Annotated in this window: 9 protein-coding genes; 4 read left to right on the top strand and 5 right to left on the bottom strand. The window is 72.0% G+C overall.

Annotated features, from left to right (window positions below; all coding sequences use genetic code 11):
* Nucleotides 1–106 precede the first annotated feature (106 nt).
* Complete coding sequence (locus ACFWBW_RS29810) at nucleotides 107–2,257, bottom strand: N-6 DNA methylase (RefSeq protein ID WP_385378814.1); 2,151 nt, start codon at nucleotides 2,255–2,257, stop codon at nucleotides 107–109.
* Nucleotides 2,258–2,403: 146 nt separating this feature from the next.
* On the opposite strand from ACFWBW_RS29810, the gene ACFWBW_RS29805 reads away from it, so the two are divergent.
* Entirely contained in the window at nucleotides 2,404–3,147 is a 744-nt protein-coding gene (locus ACFWBW_RS29805) for a hypothetical protein (RefSeq protein ID WP_385378811.1), read from the top strand.
* A gap of 196 nt (nucleotides 3,148–3,343) precedes the next feature.
* Here ACFWBW_RS29805 and ACFWBW_RS29800 read toward each other — a convergent pair whose 3' ends face one another.
* On the bottom strand, nucleotides 3,344–4,060 hold the full coding sequence (locus tag ACFWBW_RS29800) for an HNH endonuclease family protein (protein ID WP_385378809.1): 717 nt from the start codon (nucleotides 4,058–4,060) through the stop codon (nucleotides 3,344–3,346).
* 110 nt (nucleotides 4,061–4,170) lie between these two features.
* Here ACFWBW_RS29800 and ACFWBW_RS29795 point away from each other — a divergent pair, with 110 nt between their 5' ends.
* Nucleotides 4,171–4,332: an Rv0909 family putative TA system antitoxin gene (locus tag ACFWBW_RS29795; RefSeq protein ID WP_250737350.1), complete on the top strand. Its 162-nt coding sequence runs from the start codon at nucleotides 4,171–4,173 to the stop codon at nucleotides 4,330–4,332.
* A 111-nt stretch (nucleotides 4,333–4,443) separates the two neighbouring features.
* Here ACFWBW_RS29795 and mfd read toward each other — a convergent pair whose 3' ends face one another.
* The 3 genes from mfd to ACFWBW_RS29780 all read right to left on the bottom strand — a co-directional run bounded on the left by mfd (nucleotide 4,444) and on the right by ACFWBW_RS29780 (nucleotide 11,572).
* Nucleotides 4,444–7,980: a transcription-repair coupling factor gene (gene mfd / locus ACFWBW_RS29790; protein ID WP_385378806.1), complete on the bottom strand. Its 3,537-nt coding sequence runs from the start codon at nucleotides 7,978–7,980 to the stop codon at nucleotides 4,444–4,446.
* Between the two features lie 245 nt (nucleotides 7,981–8,225).
* A complete protein-coding gene (locus tag ACFWBW_RS29785) occupies nucleotides 8,226–10,799 on the bottom strand; it encodes an ABC transporter permease (protein ID WP_385378803.1) in 2,574 nt (857 codons plus the stop codon).
* Nucleotides 10,796–11,572 carry an ABC transporter ATP-binding protein gene (locus ACFWBW_RS29780; RefSeq protein WP_385378800.1) on the bottom strand — a complete coding sequence of 259 codons (777 nt, stop codon included), beginning with the start codon at nucleotides 11,570–11,572 and terminating at the stop codon, nucleotides 10,796–10,798. The genes ACFWBW_RS29785 and ACFWBW_RS29780 overlap by 4 nt, the downstream gene beginning before the upstream one ends.
* A gap of 344 nt (nucleotides 11,573–11,916) precedes the next feature.
* Here ACFWBW_RS29780 and ACFWBW_RS29775 point away from each other — a divergent pair, with 344 nt between their 5' ends.
* Together ACFWBW_RS29775 and ACFWBW_RS29770 are read left to right on the top strand one after the other, a co-directional pair.
* Nucleotides 11,917–13,539, top strand: a complete 1,623-nt coding sequence (locus tag ACFWBW_RS29775) for an MFS transporter (protein ID WP_385378797.1) — start codon at nucleotides 11,917–11,919, stop codon at nucleotides 13,537–13,539.
* 71 nt (nucleotides 13,540–13,610) lie between these two features.
* Nucleotides 13,611–14,450: an IPT/TIG domain-containing protein gene (locus ACFWBW_RS29770; protein ID WP_385378795.1), complete on the top strand. Its 840-nt coding sequence runs from the start codon at nucleotides 13,611–13,613 to the stop codon at nucleotides 14,448–14,450.
* Nucleotides 14,451–14,769 lie beyond the last annotated feature (319 nt).

The following is a 14,769-nucleotide window of genomic DNA, read 5'->3' as shown; positions in this document are numbered from 1 at the left end:
CCGGGAGTGAGGGGATGCGCGAACCGTTGTACGGTCGCCGCCCGGGCGGCCCGCCCACCGGTTCGCCCACCGGTTCGCCCACCGGTTCGCCCACCGGCCCGCGCGCTCATTCCGGCCGGACCGTACCGTCCGACAGCCCGTCGTACAGCCCCTGTACGAGCTGTTCCCCGAGCCGGGCGGCCAGCCTCAGGGCGTCCTCGAACTCGGCGAGCGCCCGGAACCGCGCCCCGTAGACCTCCTGCTCGGTCCGTGGCAGCCGGGGCAGTTCGAGGCGGCGCACGTCGAGCCGGGTCGTGGTGGAGGCGTGGCTGCTGGCGCGGCGGTTGTTGGCGGTGGCGCGCAGGAAGCCGGCCAGGAACCAGGGGTCCAGGGCGGCCGGGTCGGGCCGCAGCAGTTGCAGGCCCCGGCCGAGCGCCGCCCCGGCGGTGGCCGCGTCGACCACGCGGGCCACGCCCGCGCCTCCGGTGAGCGGGACCACCACGTCGCCGGGCGCGGTGAGCAGCGGCGTCTCCGTGGCGGCGGCCAGGGTGCCGGAGGGTCCGGTGCCGGCGTTCACGTCGTACTCGGTCAGGACGGGGGCCCGGCCCGCGCCGCTGCCGGTGCCCGTGTACAGGAGCAGGGCTCCGGCGCGGGCGAGTTCGCCGACGGTGGTCATCGGCAGCCGGGCCGGCTCCGCGGCGGGCCGGTCCGGGGAGGCGGCGGGCGGGGCCGGCGGGGTGAGCCGGGCCGCGCGGGTCAGCGTCGAGTCCAGCCGGTCCCGTACGGCGGTCAGTTCGGCCACGCCGCCGCCCGCGGCGGGCGGCGGCAGATGGCGGGCTGGGGTCAGGTCCACGTCGTCGTCGAGCAGGTCCACGACGGGCACCACGCGGCGCACGCCGGGCACGTCCGTGACGTCCGGGGACGGGCCGCCGCGCTCGTACGCCGTCCAGGCCTCCTCCACCGCGCTGTGCACGGCGGCCCACCCGGACCGGCCGGGCCCCTGCCCGGACCCGTCGGTGAGTGCGGCGGTGTCCACGAGGAGCAGCCCGGAGGGGGGCGCCGCGTGCGGGGCGGGCCTGCGCAGCACCCACAGGTGCAGCGGGATCCCGTACGGCGGCGCGGCGCCGGCCGGGAGGGCGACGACGGCCCGCAGCGCGCCCCGGCGCAGCAGGTCGGCGCGGATGCGGCGGCCGGAGCGGCGGGCGGCGGCGGCGGGCGGCATGAGCAGGACGGCGGTGCCGCCCTCGCGCAGGTGGGCCAGGGCGTGCTGGACCCAGGCGAGTTCGGATTCGGCGCGGGCGGGCAGTCCGTACTCCCAGCGCGGGTCGTAAGCCAGCTCCTCGTGGCCCCAGTTGCGTTCGTTGAACGGCGGGTGGCAGAGCACGGCGTCGGCCGGTTCGGCGACGGGGCGCGCGAAGGCGTCGGCGCGCAGGCTGTCGGCGGCGGCCGCGCGGACCGGCGCGTCCGAGTGCAGGGCAAGGCGCAGGGCCGCGAGGGAGGCGAGTTCGGGCGAACTGTCCTGCGCATACCGGGCGGTGGCCCCGGGGACGGCGCGCAGCAGGGTGCCGGTGCCGCAGGCGGGGTCCAGGACGGTCTTGACGGAGGGCCCGGCGAGGGCGGCCATGAGGGTGGCCAGACCGTCCGGAGTGAGCGTGTACTGGCGGGGGTTGACCTCGAGGTGGCGGCCGAGCAGGAACTCGAAGGCGCCCCTGGTGCCCAGTTCGGCGGCGAGCTCGGCGGCGGCACGCAGGAAGGGCATCGAGGCGGGCCGCAGGGGGCCGACGGCTCCGAGCGCGTGCGCGGGCCCGAACCGCAGGGCGAGCACCCGGTCGACGGCGGGCGCCAGCAGGGCGGCCATCCGCACGTCGGAGACGGCCGAGGCCTCCAGCCACTCCATGGGCCGGTCCCGTACGAGCAGCAGCGCGCTCCCGGCCTTGACGAGCGCGGCCACGGAGCCGCCGGGGTGCGCGGCGACGTACTGCCAGACGCGTTCGCGCAGCGGGACTTCGGCGAGCTTGCCCTGGGCGCGGAGCCAGTCGGTGACCTCTGCCAGCGCGAAGGAGGGGCTGGTGTCGGTGCCGCCGACGGGGCGGGGGAAGTCGGTGTGGCGGCGACGCCAGTTGCTCACGGCCGCGCGGCCGACTCCCGCGAGGCGGGCGATCTCGGCGGCGGTGACCTCGGGGGCGACGGCTACGGGGACGACGGCTTCGACTTCGGTGGTGTGCGGGGTGGTTGTGGGGGTGGCTGGGGCCTCGGTGGGGGGCTTCTGCTCCGGCATGTGCGCGAGCATACAGCCGCAAAGAGGAGAGACCACTTCACAGTGTGAATTTAACAACCTCCCAGAAACTCGTTGACTCGGTTCACAGGCTCTGCTGTGATGTTCACACCGAACAGGCCGTCAGATTTCAGGCAGGAGCCACACACATGTCCCGCACCACGCACACCAGTTGGATCGCCCGGACCACCCGCACCTCCCGCACCTCCCGCACCTCCCGCACCTCCCGCACCAAGGTCCTGACGGGCTGCGGGGCGGCCATCGCCCTCGTGACGCTCACCGCGTGCGGCGGCACCGAACCCAGCGCCGACAAGGGCGCCGACGCGGCCGCCTCGAAGCCGGCGAAGTCGTCGAGCAGCGCCCCCGCCGCCGACGCGGGCAAGGCGAAGTCGGCCATCAAGGGCACCGGCACCTTCCAGGTCGGCTCCGACGTCCAGCCGGGCCTCTACCGCTCGACGGGCAACACGGCCAACGACAACTGCTACTGGGAGCGCGCCAAGGACTCCAAGGGCGAGCCCGAGTCGATCATCGACAACGACAACGCCGTCGGCTCCACGTACACGGCCATCGTCGCCACCGACAAGATCTTCAAGACCGAGGGCTGCAAGGGCTGGGAGCTCGTGGACCCGAAGGCCAAGGGCACTCCGAAGGCCGGGATCTCCGGCAAGGGCGGCACGCTCAAGGTCGGCGTCGACGTCGCACCGGGCACCTACAAGTCCGCCGGCTCCACCGAGGACGGCAGCGGCTGCTACTGGGAGCGCACCAAGGACGCGTCCGGCAGCATCGAAACCGTCATCGCCAACGAGAACCCCGAGGGCCAGGCCGTCGTGACGATCGCCGCCGGGGACGGCTTCTTCAAGACGGTCGACTGCCAGGACTGGAAGAAGGCCTGATCAAGGCCCAGATTCAGATGCCCTGATGCAGGTGCAGACGTAGTTGTAGTTGTAGTTGTGGTTGTGGTTGTGGTTGTGGTTGTAGTTGTAGGGGGTGGTCCGGGGCCCGGCACAGGGTGACCCAGGACCTGATGCAGGGGGGTGGTCCGGGGCCCGGCCGACACGGCGGCCCAGGACCCGACCCCCAGGGGATGGATCAGCGCAGCCGCTCCGGCGGGCGGGTGGGGTTGCCCCCGGTCGGCAGGCGCTCCGCGGGACAGCCGGCCAGTACCCGCCTCATCGCGTCGCGCTCACCGGCCGTGACCCACAGACCGTACTTCCGCTTGACCGCGATCTGGGACGCGACGTAGCGGCAGCGGTACCCGCGGTCGGGCGGAAGCCAGGTGGCCGCGTCGCCGTCCCCCTTCTTGCGGTTGGCCGCGGCGTCGACCGCGAGGAGATTCAGCGGATCGTTGGCGAAGGCGATCCGCTTGCCCTTGTCCCAGCCTCCGGCCCCTTTCTGCCAGGCGTCGGAGAGCGCCACGACGTGGTCGATGTCCACGCCGGTGCGGCCCCGCTCGTGCGTGATGCGCGCGCCGGTATAGGGGTCCCTCTCCAGCACCCCGGTCAGCACCTTGCAGCCGTCCTTGAAGGTGGTCCGGACGAGGTCCCGCTTGAGGATGTCCTCGCGGGTCCCGCAGCCGCTGCCGTCCGTGTCCAGCCAGCCCTTGCCGAACTGCTCGCGCGCGTACCCGGTCTTCGGCGCCCGCCCCTTGACCGCGAGCCCGTCCACCGAGGTCAGGGCCACCGGCCCGTTCGCCGGGCCCGGGACGTCCGCATCCGCACCGGCGCCGGGCCCGGTGGGCACCGTACATCCGGAGAGGGCGACGGCCGAGGCGAGCAGGACGGCGTGAAACAGCAGGTGGGGACGCATAGGACAAGATCATAAACTCCATGGCTTTACGGGACGTACCGACTCTCCAGCGGGCGAACCACCCCAAACGGGCGTAGCGTCGCAACCGGGACTACGGAAGGAGCCCGAGCATGGGGATTTTCGACAGGTTCAAGGACAAGGGCAAGGACATCTCGGACAACCTCGAGCAAGAGGTCAACGAGAAGACCGGCAACAAGTACGCCGACCAAGTCGACAAGGCCCAACAGCAGATGGAAGAAAAGCTCGGGATCGACGACGACCCGAATAAGTAGCCCCCGCGAGAACGCGAACGGCCGCGACCCGGGACCGGAAAGTCCCCGTCGCGGCCGTCGCCGTGTCTGCGCGCGCCCTGCCCACGGGCGCCGTGTCTGCGCGCGCCGCGCCTACGAACCGAGGATCGTGGCCAGGAACTCCCCGGTCCAGCCCAGCAGTTCCCGTCCGACCAGCGGCTTCCCGCCCACCCGGGCCGTCTTCGGCCGCGGCACCAGCACCTGCGAGGCGGCCGGCTTGATGACCGACCCCGGGTAGAGCCGCTTCAGCCGCAGCTCCTGCGATTCGCGCAACTCCACCGGCCCGAAGCGGATGTTGGGGCCCTGGAGGGTGATGTCGCCGACCCCGCAGGCGCGGGCGAGCATCCGCAGTCCGGCCACCAGGAGCAGGTTCTCCACCGGCTCCGGCAGCTTGCCGTAGCGGTCGGTGAGTTCCTCGCGGACCGCCTTCACGTCCTCCTCGGAGTTGGCCGACGCGATGGACCGGTACGCCTGGAGCCGCAGCCGCTCGCCCGGCGCGTAGTCGTGCGGTACGTGCGCGTCGACCGGCAGCTCGATCTTGACCTCCAGCGGCGGCTCCTCCTCCACTCCGCCGTCGATCGCGGCCCGGTAGTCGGCCACGGCCTCGCCGACCATCCGGATGTAGAGATCGAAGCCGACACCCGCGATGTGGCCGGACTGCTCGCCGCCGAGCAGGTTGCCCGCGCCGCGGATCTCCAGGTCCTTCATCGCCACGTACATGCCCGCGCCCATCTCGGTGTGCTGGGCGATCGTGGCGAGCCGCTCGTGCGCGGTCTCGGTCAGCGGCTTCTCCGGCGGGTACAGGAAGTACGCGTACCCGCGCTCGCGGCCACGGCCCACGCGGCCGCGCAGCTGGTGGAGCTGGGAGAGGCCGAAGTTGTCTCCGCGCTCGACGATGAGGGTGTTGGCGTTGGAGATGTCGATGCCGGATTCGACGATCGTCGTGGAGACGAGGACGTCGAACTTCTTCTCCCAGAAGTCCACCACGACCTGTTCCAGGGCCTGTTCGGACATCTGGCCGTGCGCCGTCGCGATGCGCGCCTCGGGCACGATCTCGCGGAGCTTGGCGGCCGCCCGGTCGATGGACTCCACCCGGTTGTGGATGTAGAAGCACTGGCCCTCGCGGAGCAGCTCGCGGCGGATCGCGGCGCCGATCTGCTTCTCCTCGTAGGGGCCGACGAAGGTCAGGACCGGGTGGCGCTCCTCGGGCGGGGTGGTGATCGTGGACATCTCGCGGATGCCGGTCACCGCCATCTCCAAGGTGCGCGGGATGGGGGTCGCGGACATCGTCAGCACGTCGACGTTGGCACGCAGCTTCTTGAGCTGCTCCTTGTGCTCGACGCCGAACCGCTGCTCCTCGTCGACGATGACCAGGCCCAGGTCCTTGAACCTGGTCTCCTGTGAGAACAGCCGGTGCGTGCCGATGACGATGTCGACGGAACCCTCGCGCAGGCCCTCCAGGGTCGCCTTGGACTCGGTGTCGCTCTGGAAGCGGGACAGCGCCTTCACCTTGACGGGGAACTGCGCGTACCGCTCGGAGAAGGTCCCGAAGTGCTGCTGCACCAGCAGCGTGGTCGGTACGAGGACGGCGACCTGCTTGCCGTCCTGGACCGCCTTGAAGGCGGCGCGCACCGCGATCTCGGTCTTGCCGTAGCCGACGTCGCCGCAGATCAGGCGGTCCATCGGGACCGACTTCTCCATGTCCTCCTTGACCTCGGCGATGGTGGTGAGCTGGTCGGGGGTCTCCGCGTACGGGAAGGCGTCCTCCAGCTCGCGCTGCCAGGGGGTGTCGGGGCCGAAGGTGTGGCCGGGGGCCGCCATCCGGGCGCTGTAGAGCTTGATCAGGTCGGCGGCGATCTCCTTGACCGCCTTCTTGGCGCGCGCCTTGGTCTTGGTCCAGTCGGCGCCACCGAGCCGGTGCAGGGTCGGGGCCTCGCCGCCGACGTACTTGGTGACCTGCTCCAGCTGGTCGGTGGGGATGTAGAGGCGGTCGCCGGGCTGGCCGCGCTTGGCCGGCGCGTACTCGACGAGCAGGTACTCGCGGGTCGCGCCCTGCACGGTGCGCTGCACCATCTCGATGTAGCGGCCGACGCCGTGCTGCTCGTGGACGATGTAGTCGCCGACCTCCAGGGTGAGGGGGTCGATCGTCTTGCGGCGCCGGGTCGGCATCCGGCCGAGGTCCTTGGTGGCGGTGCGCTGGCCGGTCAGGTCGGTCTCGGTGAGGACGGCGAGCTTGAGGGCCGGGTCGACGAAGCCGTTGTCGAGGGAGCCGCACGAGACGTGGACGAGCGAGGGCTCCAGGACGGTGACGTCCGCCTCCAGGCGGGCCGCGATGCCCTCGCCGCCGAGCACCTCGACGGTACGGGCGGCCGGGCCGTGGCCCTCGGTGAGGTAGACGGTGCGCCAGCCGTCGGCGATCCAGGCCTTGGTGTCGGCGAGCGCGCGGGCGGTGTCGCCGCGGTAGGCCTCGGGGGCGTGCATGCCGAGGGTGAGGCTGTCGCTGCCGAGCGCTGCGTCCTCATCGGCGGCGAACGGGGACACCGACCACCACATCATGCCGAGCTCGCGCGCGTGCTCCCGTACGTCGGCGATCCCGCGGAGCGAGGCCGCGCCCACGTCGATGGGGGCCTCGCCGCCGCCGGCTGTGGCGGCCCAGGAGGCCATCAGGAACTCCTGCGAGGTCGCCACCAGGTCGGAGGCGCGCGTGCGGACCCGCTCCGGGTCGCATACGACGGCCATCGACCCGGCCGGCAGTACGTCGATCAGCAGCTCCATGTCGTCGACCAGGACCGGGGCCAGGGACTCCATGCCCTCGACGGCGATCCCTTCGGCGATCTTGTGGAGCAGCTCCCCGAGCTCGGGGTGGAGCTCGGCGAGGGCCGCGGCGCGCTCGCGCACCTGGTCGGTGAGGAGCAGCTCCCGGCAGGGCGGTGCCCACAGGCCGTGCTCGGCGACCTCCAGGGAGCGCTGGTCGGCGACCTTGAAGTAACGGATCTCCTCGACCTCGTCGCCCCAGAACTCCACGCGCAGCGGGTGTTCCTCGGTGGGCGGGAACACGTCGAGGATGCCGCCGCGCACCGCGAACTCGCCGCGCTTCTCGACGAGCTCCACGCGGGCGTACGCGGCGGCGGCCAGTGCCTGCGTCACCGCGCCGAGGTCCACGCTCTCGCCCTGGCGCAGGCTCACCGGGACCAGGTCCCCGAGCCCCTTGACCTGCGGCTGGAGCACGGAGCGGATCGGCGCGACGACCACGGAGACCGGGCCCGCGGCCGGGTCGTCCTTGCTCGGGTGCGCGAGGCGGCGCAGTACAGCGATGCGGCGGCCGACGGTGTCGCTGCGCGGGCTCAGCCGCTCGTGCGGGAGCGTCTCCCACGACGGGTACTCGGCGACCTCGTCGGGGTTGAGCATCGAGCGCAGCGCGGCGGCCAGGTCCTCGGCCTCCCGCCCGGTGGCGGTCACCGCGAGCACGGTGCGCCCGGTACGGGCGGCCAGCGCGGCGATGGCGAAGGGCCGGGCGGCGGCCGGGCCGACGAGGTCCACGTGCATGCGGTTGCCGTCCCCGGCCGCGGTGACCGCCTCTGCGAGTGCGGGGTCCCGGGTGACGGCGTCGAGCAGTCCGTGCAGGCTCATGAAGGCGGCTTTCCGTCCGGTGAGGTGCGGCGAGTTCCCGCGGGGCGGCAACGCGAAGGACCCGACACGTCGAACGGGCCGGGGGTTCCCACCCTACGACGCGGGTCCGACAGCCGCGCGTGGGATTCGGACGGCCGCCGGTGGTGGCGGCGGGACACCCGGTCCTTCCGCGGACGACCGCGGCCCCGCCCCACCCGAACGGGTGAGACGGGGCCGCGGCGTTCCCCCGTACGACCGCCCGGCGACTACTCGCTGGCGATCGCGTTCAGGACGTTCATCCGGCCCGCCCGGAAGGCCGGGACCAGTGCGGCCAGCAGACCGACCAGGGCGGAGCCGGCGAACACGCCGAGGATGGTGGGCCACGGGATCTCGAGGATCTTCATGCCCTGCAGCGCGAGGAGCTGGTGGGCGGTGGCGCCCCAGCCCATGCCCAGGCCGAGGCCGAGCAGGGCGCCGAAGAGGGCGATGACCACCGACTCCAGGCGGATCATGCGGCGCAGCTGGCGGCGGGAGAGGCCGATGGCGCGCATCAGGCCGATCTCGCGGGTCCGCTCGACCACCGAGAGGGCCAGGGTGTTCACCACGCCCAGGACCGCGACGATGATCGCGAGGGCGAGGAGGGCATAGACCACGTTCAGCAACTGGCCGACCTGGTCCTTCAGCGCCTGCTTGTAGTCGGTCTGGTTGAGCACCTGGTACTGCGGGTACTCGGCCAGATCCGCCTTGACCGCCTTGTACGCGGCATCGTCCTGGCCGTCCTTCGCGGTGGCCAGCAGCATGAAGGGCCTGGGCATCTTGTCGGCCGGCAGATTCGCCTCGGCGACGGCGGTGCTGACGTACTTCATGCCCTTGTCGAGGTTGCCCTCGTCGCTGGTGATCGCCGCGACCTTGAGCTTGGCGGTCTTGCCGCCGGTGAAGGCGACCGTCAGCTCGTCACCGAGCTTGATCCGGTGCTTGGTGGCGTATTCGGAGCCCACCGACATCGAGCCCGGCTTGTACGCGTCCGCGTGCTCGCCGGCGGTCGTCTTGCGCCGGACGTCCTTGGCGTAGGTGGGGTCCATGGCCCCGATGCCGTCGGACTCGGTGGTGCCGTCGGGGGCGGTGATCTTGGCGTCGACCTCCCGGTAGGCCGTGACGTGCTCCAGACCCTGCATGGCCCGCAGCGCCTCCTCGGCCTGCGGTACGACCGGCTGGCCCGTCATGGACTGGACGATGAAGTCCGCGCCGACCGACTTGTCGAGCTCGTCGGTGGCCGAGGCCACCATCGAGGAGCCGACCACCGACAGGCAGGCGACCAGCGCGAGGCCGATCATCAGCGCGGCGGCGGTGGCACCGGTGCGGCGCGGGTTGCGCAGGGCGTTGCGCTCGGCGAGACGGCCTATGGAGCCGAAGGGCCGCAGCACCGGGGCGGACAGGGCCCGGACCACGACTCCCGCGAGGAGCGGGCCGATCACGATGAAGCCGATGAGGGTGAACAGCACGCCCAGACCCAGCCACTGCGCTCCGGGCCCGGCGGTGTCCGCGGTACCCGCGAGGTACAGGGCCGCGGCGCCGATGCCGGTGAGGCCGAGGCCCAGGGCGGCGCGGATCCGGCCGGCCTTCTTGTCGCCGGGGGTGCCCGACTCGCGCAGGGCGGCCATCGGCGAGACCTTGCCGGCCCGGCGGGCCGGGATGAAGGCGGAGATGACGGTGACGACGACGCCGAGGACGATGCCGATGACCGGGGTGGTCCAGGCGATGGTGAGGTCCTCGGTGGACAGGCTCATACCGAGCCCGCTCATGAGCTCCATCAGGCCGACGGCCAGTCCGATGCCGGCGGCGACGCCGAGGATCGAGCCGACCACGCCGAGCAGCAGGGCCTCGATGACCACCGACTTGAGGACCTGGCCGCTGTCGGCGCCGATGGCCCGCATCAGGCCGATCTCACGGGTGCGCTGGGCGACCAGCATCGAGAAGGTGTTGAAGATCAGGAAGATCCCGACGAGGAAGGCGATCGCGGCGAAGCCGAGCATCACCCACTTCATGATGTCGAGGAAGTCCATGTTCTTGCGGTTGGCGTCCGCGGCTTCCTTGGCGGTCTGCAGCTGGTAGGCGTCGGCGCCGACGACGGAGGCGACGTTCGCCTTGAGCTGGGCGTCGCTCACCCCGTCCTTGGCGGTGACGTTCAGGTGCGTGAAGCCGTCCGGGGCGCCGAGCAGCTTCTGCTGCGAGGTGGCGGTGTCGAAGTAGACGACGGTCGCGCCCGGGTTGGTCACGGTGAAGGCGGCGATGCCGGTGATCTTGGAGCGGATGTCGCCGGTGACGGCGATGGTGCGGATGTCGTCACCGAGCTTCAGATGGTGCTTCTTCGCGGTGTCGGCGTCGATCATCACGTCGGTGGGGCCGCGCGGGGCCTGCCCCTCGATGATCTTCATCGACCGCAGTTCGTTCTCGGTCCAGTTGCCCGCGAAGGTCGGGGCTCCCGTGGTCGAGCCGAGGTTCTCGTTCTTGGCGTTGACGACGGTGACCGCCATCGAGGACACGCCGCCCTCGACGGACTTCACGCCCTCCGCCTTCTTCACCTGCTCGACGAGCGAGCCGGCCAGTGCCTGCGGCTTGCCGGTGTCGGGGGTCTCCCCGCTGTTCTCGGCCTCCTTCGGAGTGACCGTGACATTGGAGTTGGTGACCGCGAAGAGCTTGTCGAAGGTGGTGTTCATGGTGTCCGTGAACACCAGCGTCCCGCAGACGAAGGCGACGGAGAGCAGGACGGCGACGGCGGAGAGCGCCATCCGCCCCTTGTGCGCGACGAAGTTGCGCCGCGCGGTCTTCATGACGGTCATGACGTCCGCCCACGGGCGTCGAAGTCCTTCATGCGGTCCAGGACCTGGTCGGCGGTGGGCGTGTGCATCTCGTCCACGATCCGGCCGTCGGCGAGGAAGATGACGCGGTCCGCGTAGGAGGCGGCGACCGGGTCGTGGGTGACCATGACGATGGTCTGGCCCAGCTCGTTCACCGAACGGCGCAGGAAGCCGAGGACCTCCGCGCCGGCCCGGGAGTCCAGGTTTCCGGTGGGCTCGTCGCCGAAGATGATCTGGGGCCGGGAGGCCAGGGCGCGGGCGACCGCCACGCGCTGCTGCTGGCCGCCGGAGAGCTCCGTCGGACGGTGCTTGAGGCGGCCCGCCAGACCCACGGTCTCCACCACCCGGTTCAGCCACTCCGCGTCGGCCTTGCGGCCGGCGATGTCCATGGGGAGCGTGATGTTCTCCAGGGCGTTGAGCGTCGGCAGCAGGTTGAAGGCCTGGAAGATGAAGCCGATCCGGTCGCGGCGCAGCTGCGTGAGCTTCTTGTCCTTCAGGCCGGTGATCTCGGTGTCGTCCAGGAAGATCTGGCCGCTCGTGACCGTGTCCAGGCCGGCCAGGCAGTGCATCAGCGTGGACTTGCCGGAGCCCGAGGGCCCCATGATCGCGGTGAACTGGCCGCGCTGGATGTCCACGTCCACCGCGTCGAGGGCGACGACCCGCGTCTCGCCGGAGCCGTAGGCCTTGACGACCTTCCGTGCCCGCGCCGCGACGGCCTCATGCCCTCCAGTGCCCCCGTGCCTGGTTTCGGTCATAGCCGTTGTCACGGTGTTTCCCCTCGTGTCGATGCGTGGTGCGAAGCATGTGATGCGCTTCATTCGAAGTCTGCTGGCCGGGGGTACCGCGGCACGCTGGTGCCAATCGCCGTATCCATAGGGGTGCTAGCCCTACCCCCCGGACTCCCGCCCTGTAGAAACCAGTTAAGAAGAGCCGCGCCCTTTCCTCCTCCTCCCCCGGGACGACCCGTCCCTGGATCCTTGTGAGGACCAACCCCTAGGGGATCTCGCCCGTTGGGACGAGGCGCCCTGAGGGGATACCACCCCGCAATCCGGCAGTGAGAAGGTGTCCGCGCAGGTACGGACGGGGGGAGGGGTTTCTCATGGGCTCAGGGGAGAGCACGGGCGCGAGTACCGACGACAGCGCCGGAGGCATACCGGGGGGCGACCCCGCCGGAGGCGGAGGCAAGTCCTCCGCCACAACAGGCACGGGCACGCGGGCGGCCTCACCGCCCGGGCGGCCCCGGAAGGCCGTCGTCGCCGCCCTGATGCTGACCATGGGCCTCGTCGCCCTCGACAGCGCCATCGTCGCCACCGCCGTCCCGCAGATCGTCGGCGACCTCGGCGGCTTCGCCGTCTTCTCCTGGATCTTCTCGGGCTACATCCTGGCCGGAACGGTCACCCTCCCCGTATACGGCAAGCTCTCCGACACCTACGGCCGCAAGCCCGTCCTGCTCCTCGGCATCAGCCTCTTCCTGCTCGGCTCGCTGCTGTGCGCCGCCGCCTGGAACATGGCCGCCCTCATCGCCTTCCGGATCCTCCAGGGCCTGGGCGGCGGCGCCCTGCAGGGCACCGTCCAAACCCTGGCCGCCGATCTCTACCCGCTCAAGGACCGGCCGCGCATCCAGGCCCGGATGTCCGTGGTCTGGGCCACCTCGGCGCTGGCCGGCCCCGCGCTCGGCGGGCTGATCGCCACGTACACCGACTGGCGCTGGATCTTCCTGATCAACCTGCCGCTGGCCGCCGCCGCCCTGTGGGTCATCAGCCGCCACCTGGTCGAGCCCAACCGGGCCCCCGGCCGCACCGGCCCCGTCGACTGGGCGGGAGCCCTCGCCGTCTTCGCCTGCGGGGGGCTGCTGCTGTTCGCGCTGGTCCAGGGCGGGGTCGCCTGGCCCTGGCTGTCGGCGCCCTCGCTGGGACTGTTCGCGGCCGCCGTCGTGCTGGGCGTGCTCGTCGTCCGGATCGAGCGCCGGGCCGAGCAGCCCATCCTGCCCGGCTGGGTGTGGCGCCGGCGCACCATCGCCGCCGTCAACCTGGCCATGGCCGGGCTGGGCCTGCTGATGGTCGCCCCGATGGTGTTCATGCCGACGTACGCCCAGTCCGTACTCGGCCTCGGCCCCACCGGCGCGGGCCTGGTCACCTCCGCGATGACCCTGAGCTGGCCGATCAGCGCCGCCCTCGCCCAGCACGTCTACCGGCGCATCGGCTTCCGCAACACCGCCGCGACCGGGGTCTCTCTGGCCGCCCTCATCCTCGGCTCCTTCACCCTGCTCCCCTACCCCGCCCCGGTCTGGCAGCCCGTACTGATCATGCTGCTGCTGGGCGCGGCCCTCGGCCTCTTCCAGCTCCCGCTGATCGTCGGGGTCCAGTCCACGGTGGGCTGGGAGGAGCGCGGAACCACGACGGCCTCGGTGCTGTTCTGCCGCAACGTCGGGCAGAGCGTCGGAGCGGCCCTGCTGGGCGCCGTGGCCAACGCCACCCTTGCCGGCCGGCTGGCGCAGGCCCCGGTGCCCGGACTCCCCGCGACCCTGGACGACGTGTCCAAGGCCCTGACCCACCCCGAACTCCTCCCCCCGGAGGCCGGCGAGTACCTGCGCCGGGCCGTGGCCGCCGCCGGGGACCACATCTTCCTCGGCGCGACCCTCGCGGCGGTCGCGTCGGCGCTGGTGCTGCTGCTGGTGGCGCCGCGGCGGTTCCCCGTACTGCCGGAGCAGCGGGAAGGCTGAGAGGCAACTTGTCATGCTCGGGCCGAGACGGTAACCCTCTTCGGAGACACCGCACTCCCGGGGGGACCCACATGACGTCCGCACTCCTCGCCCTCGCCTTACTGGCCGCTCTGGCGGGCCCGATAGTCCTGCGCCTGCTCCGCCACCCGGGCTTCGTCACCGGCCGCGACGGGCGCCTCTCCACCTCGATCACGCTCGCCCTGGCCTGGACGGTGATCCTGCTCTGGCTGCTCCTGGCGACCCTCGGCTACGGGCTCACCGCGGGCGGCGGCGTCGCCTGGTTCCAGGGCCCCGACGGCCCCCTGTCCTCCCTGACGACCGTCTACCTCCCGCTGCTCGGGGGCCCGTACGCCGCCCTGATCGCGGCGAAGGCGGTGGTCGGCATGCGGGTGGAGCGGGGCTCCATGGCCAAACCGGCGCCGAAGGGCACGAAGCGGCGCCCGGTGCACGACCTGATCTCGAACGACGGCGGGCGGACCGACCTGGTCGACCTGCAGTACGTGGCCCTGAGCGCGGTCACGATGCTGTACGTGGTGGCCTTCTTCCTGACCGACGTGGGCGGCGGGCTGCCGAAGCTGCCGGCGGAGATGTGGGCGCTGACCGGGGCGCCGGCCGGAGCGTACCTCCTGAACAAGGTGGCCGTGCGGGGGAACCCGGTGATCACCGGCGTCTCCGTGACCGATGGTCTGCTGACCATCGCGGGCGGCGGCTTCGGGGACAACCCGCGGGTCGAGGTGGACGGCACGCCCCTCCCGACCACGGTCGTCCCGGACGGGACCCTGACCGCGCCCCTCCCCGCGACGGCGCCGCCCGCCTTCGAGGTCGTGGTCACCACCCACGGCCTCCGCAGCGACCCTGCCCCCTACGCTCCGCCGACGGATCCGCTGCGCGGGGCGAAGTCCCCGCTGTGACCCGTGCCGCTGCGCGGGGCGAAGTCCCCACTGTGACCCTTGCCGCTGCGCGGGGCGAAGTCCCCGACCCGCCCTTCCACCGTTCCCAGGGCCGGCCCTGCCCCGGTCCTCAAACGCCGGACGGTCTGAAGCGGGGGGCCCGGGCTGCGCCCGGACCCCCTGGGGCTCCGCCCCAGACCCCGGTCCTCAAACGCCGGACGGCTGAAAAGCCCGGAGACGGCCCGGGCCGGGGACGGGGGCGGGGTGGGGTGTCGGCCTGGACGTAAAGCGTGATTTGTGGCGCAACAGTGGCCCGCGCCCTGTCGGAGTAGAGCAGAGG

The organism is Streptomyces sp. NPDC059957 (assembly GCF_042730015.1).
In the GTDB taxonomy this organism is placed as follows: Bacteria; Actinomycetota; Actinomycetes; order Streptomycetales; family Streptomycetaceae; genus Streptomyces.
This window is presented reverse-complemented; position numbering and strand designations above follow the sequence as displayed.

Coding starts and splice junctions, on each gene's coding strand:
- ACFWBW_RS29795 (WP_250737350.1), top strand. CDS start 4,171: ATGGGGATTTTCGACAGGTTCAAGGACAAGGGCAAGGACATCTCGGAC.
- ACFWBW_RS29775 (WP_385378797.1), top strand. CDS start 11,917: ATGGGCTCAGGGGAGAGCACGGGCGCGAGTACCGACGACAGCGCCGGA.
- ACFWBW_RS29780 (WP_385378800.1), bottom strand. CDS start 11,572: ATGACCGAAACCAGGCACGGGGGCACTGGAGGGCATGAGGCCGTCGCG.
- ACFWBW_RS29800 (WP_385378809.1), bottom strand. CDS start 4,060: ATGCGTCCCCACCTGCTGTTTCACGCCGTCCTGCTCGCCTCGGCCGTC.
- ACFWBW_RS29810 (WP_385378814.1), bottom strand. CDS start 2,257: ATGCCGGAGCAGAAGCCCCCCACCGAGGCCCCAGCCACCCCCACAACC.
- ACFWBW_RS29785 (WP_385378803.1), bottom strand. CDS start 10,799: ATGACCGTCATGAAGACCGCGCGGCGCAACTTCGTCGCGCACAAGGGG.
- ACFWBW_RS29805 (WP_385378811.1), top strand. CDS start 2,404: ATGTCCCGCACCACGCACACCAGTTGGATCGCCCGGACCACCCGCACC.
- ACFWBW_RS29770 (WP_385378795.1), top strand. CDS start 13,611: ATGACGTCCGCACTCCTCGCCCTCGCCTTACTGGCCGCTCTGGCGGGC.
- mfd (WP_385378806.1), bottom strand. CDS start 7,980: ATGAGCCTGCACGGACTGCTCGACGCCGTCACCCGGGACCCCGCACTC.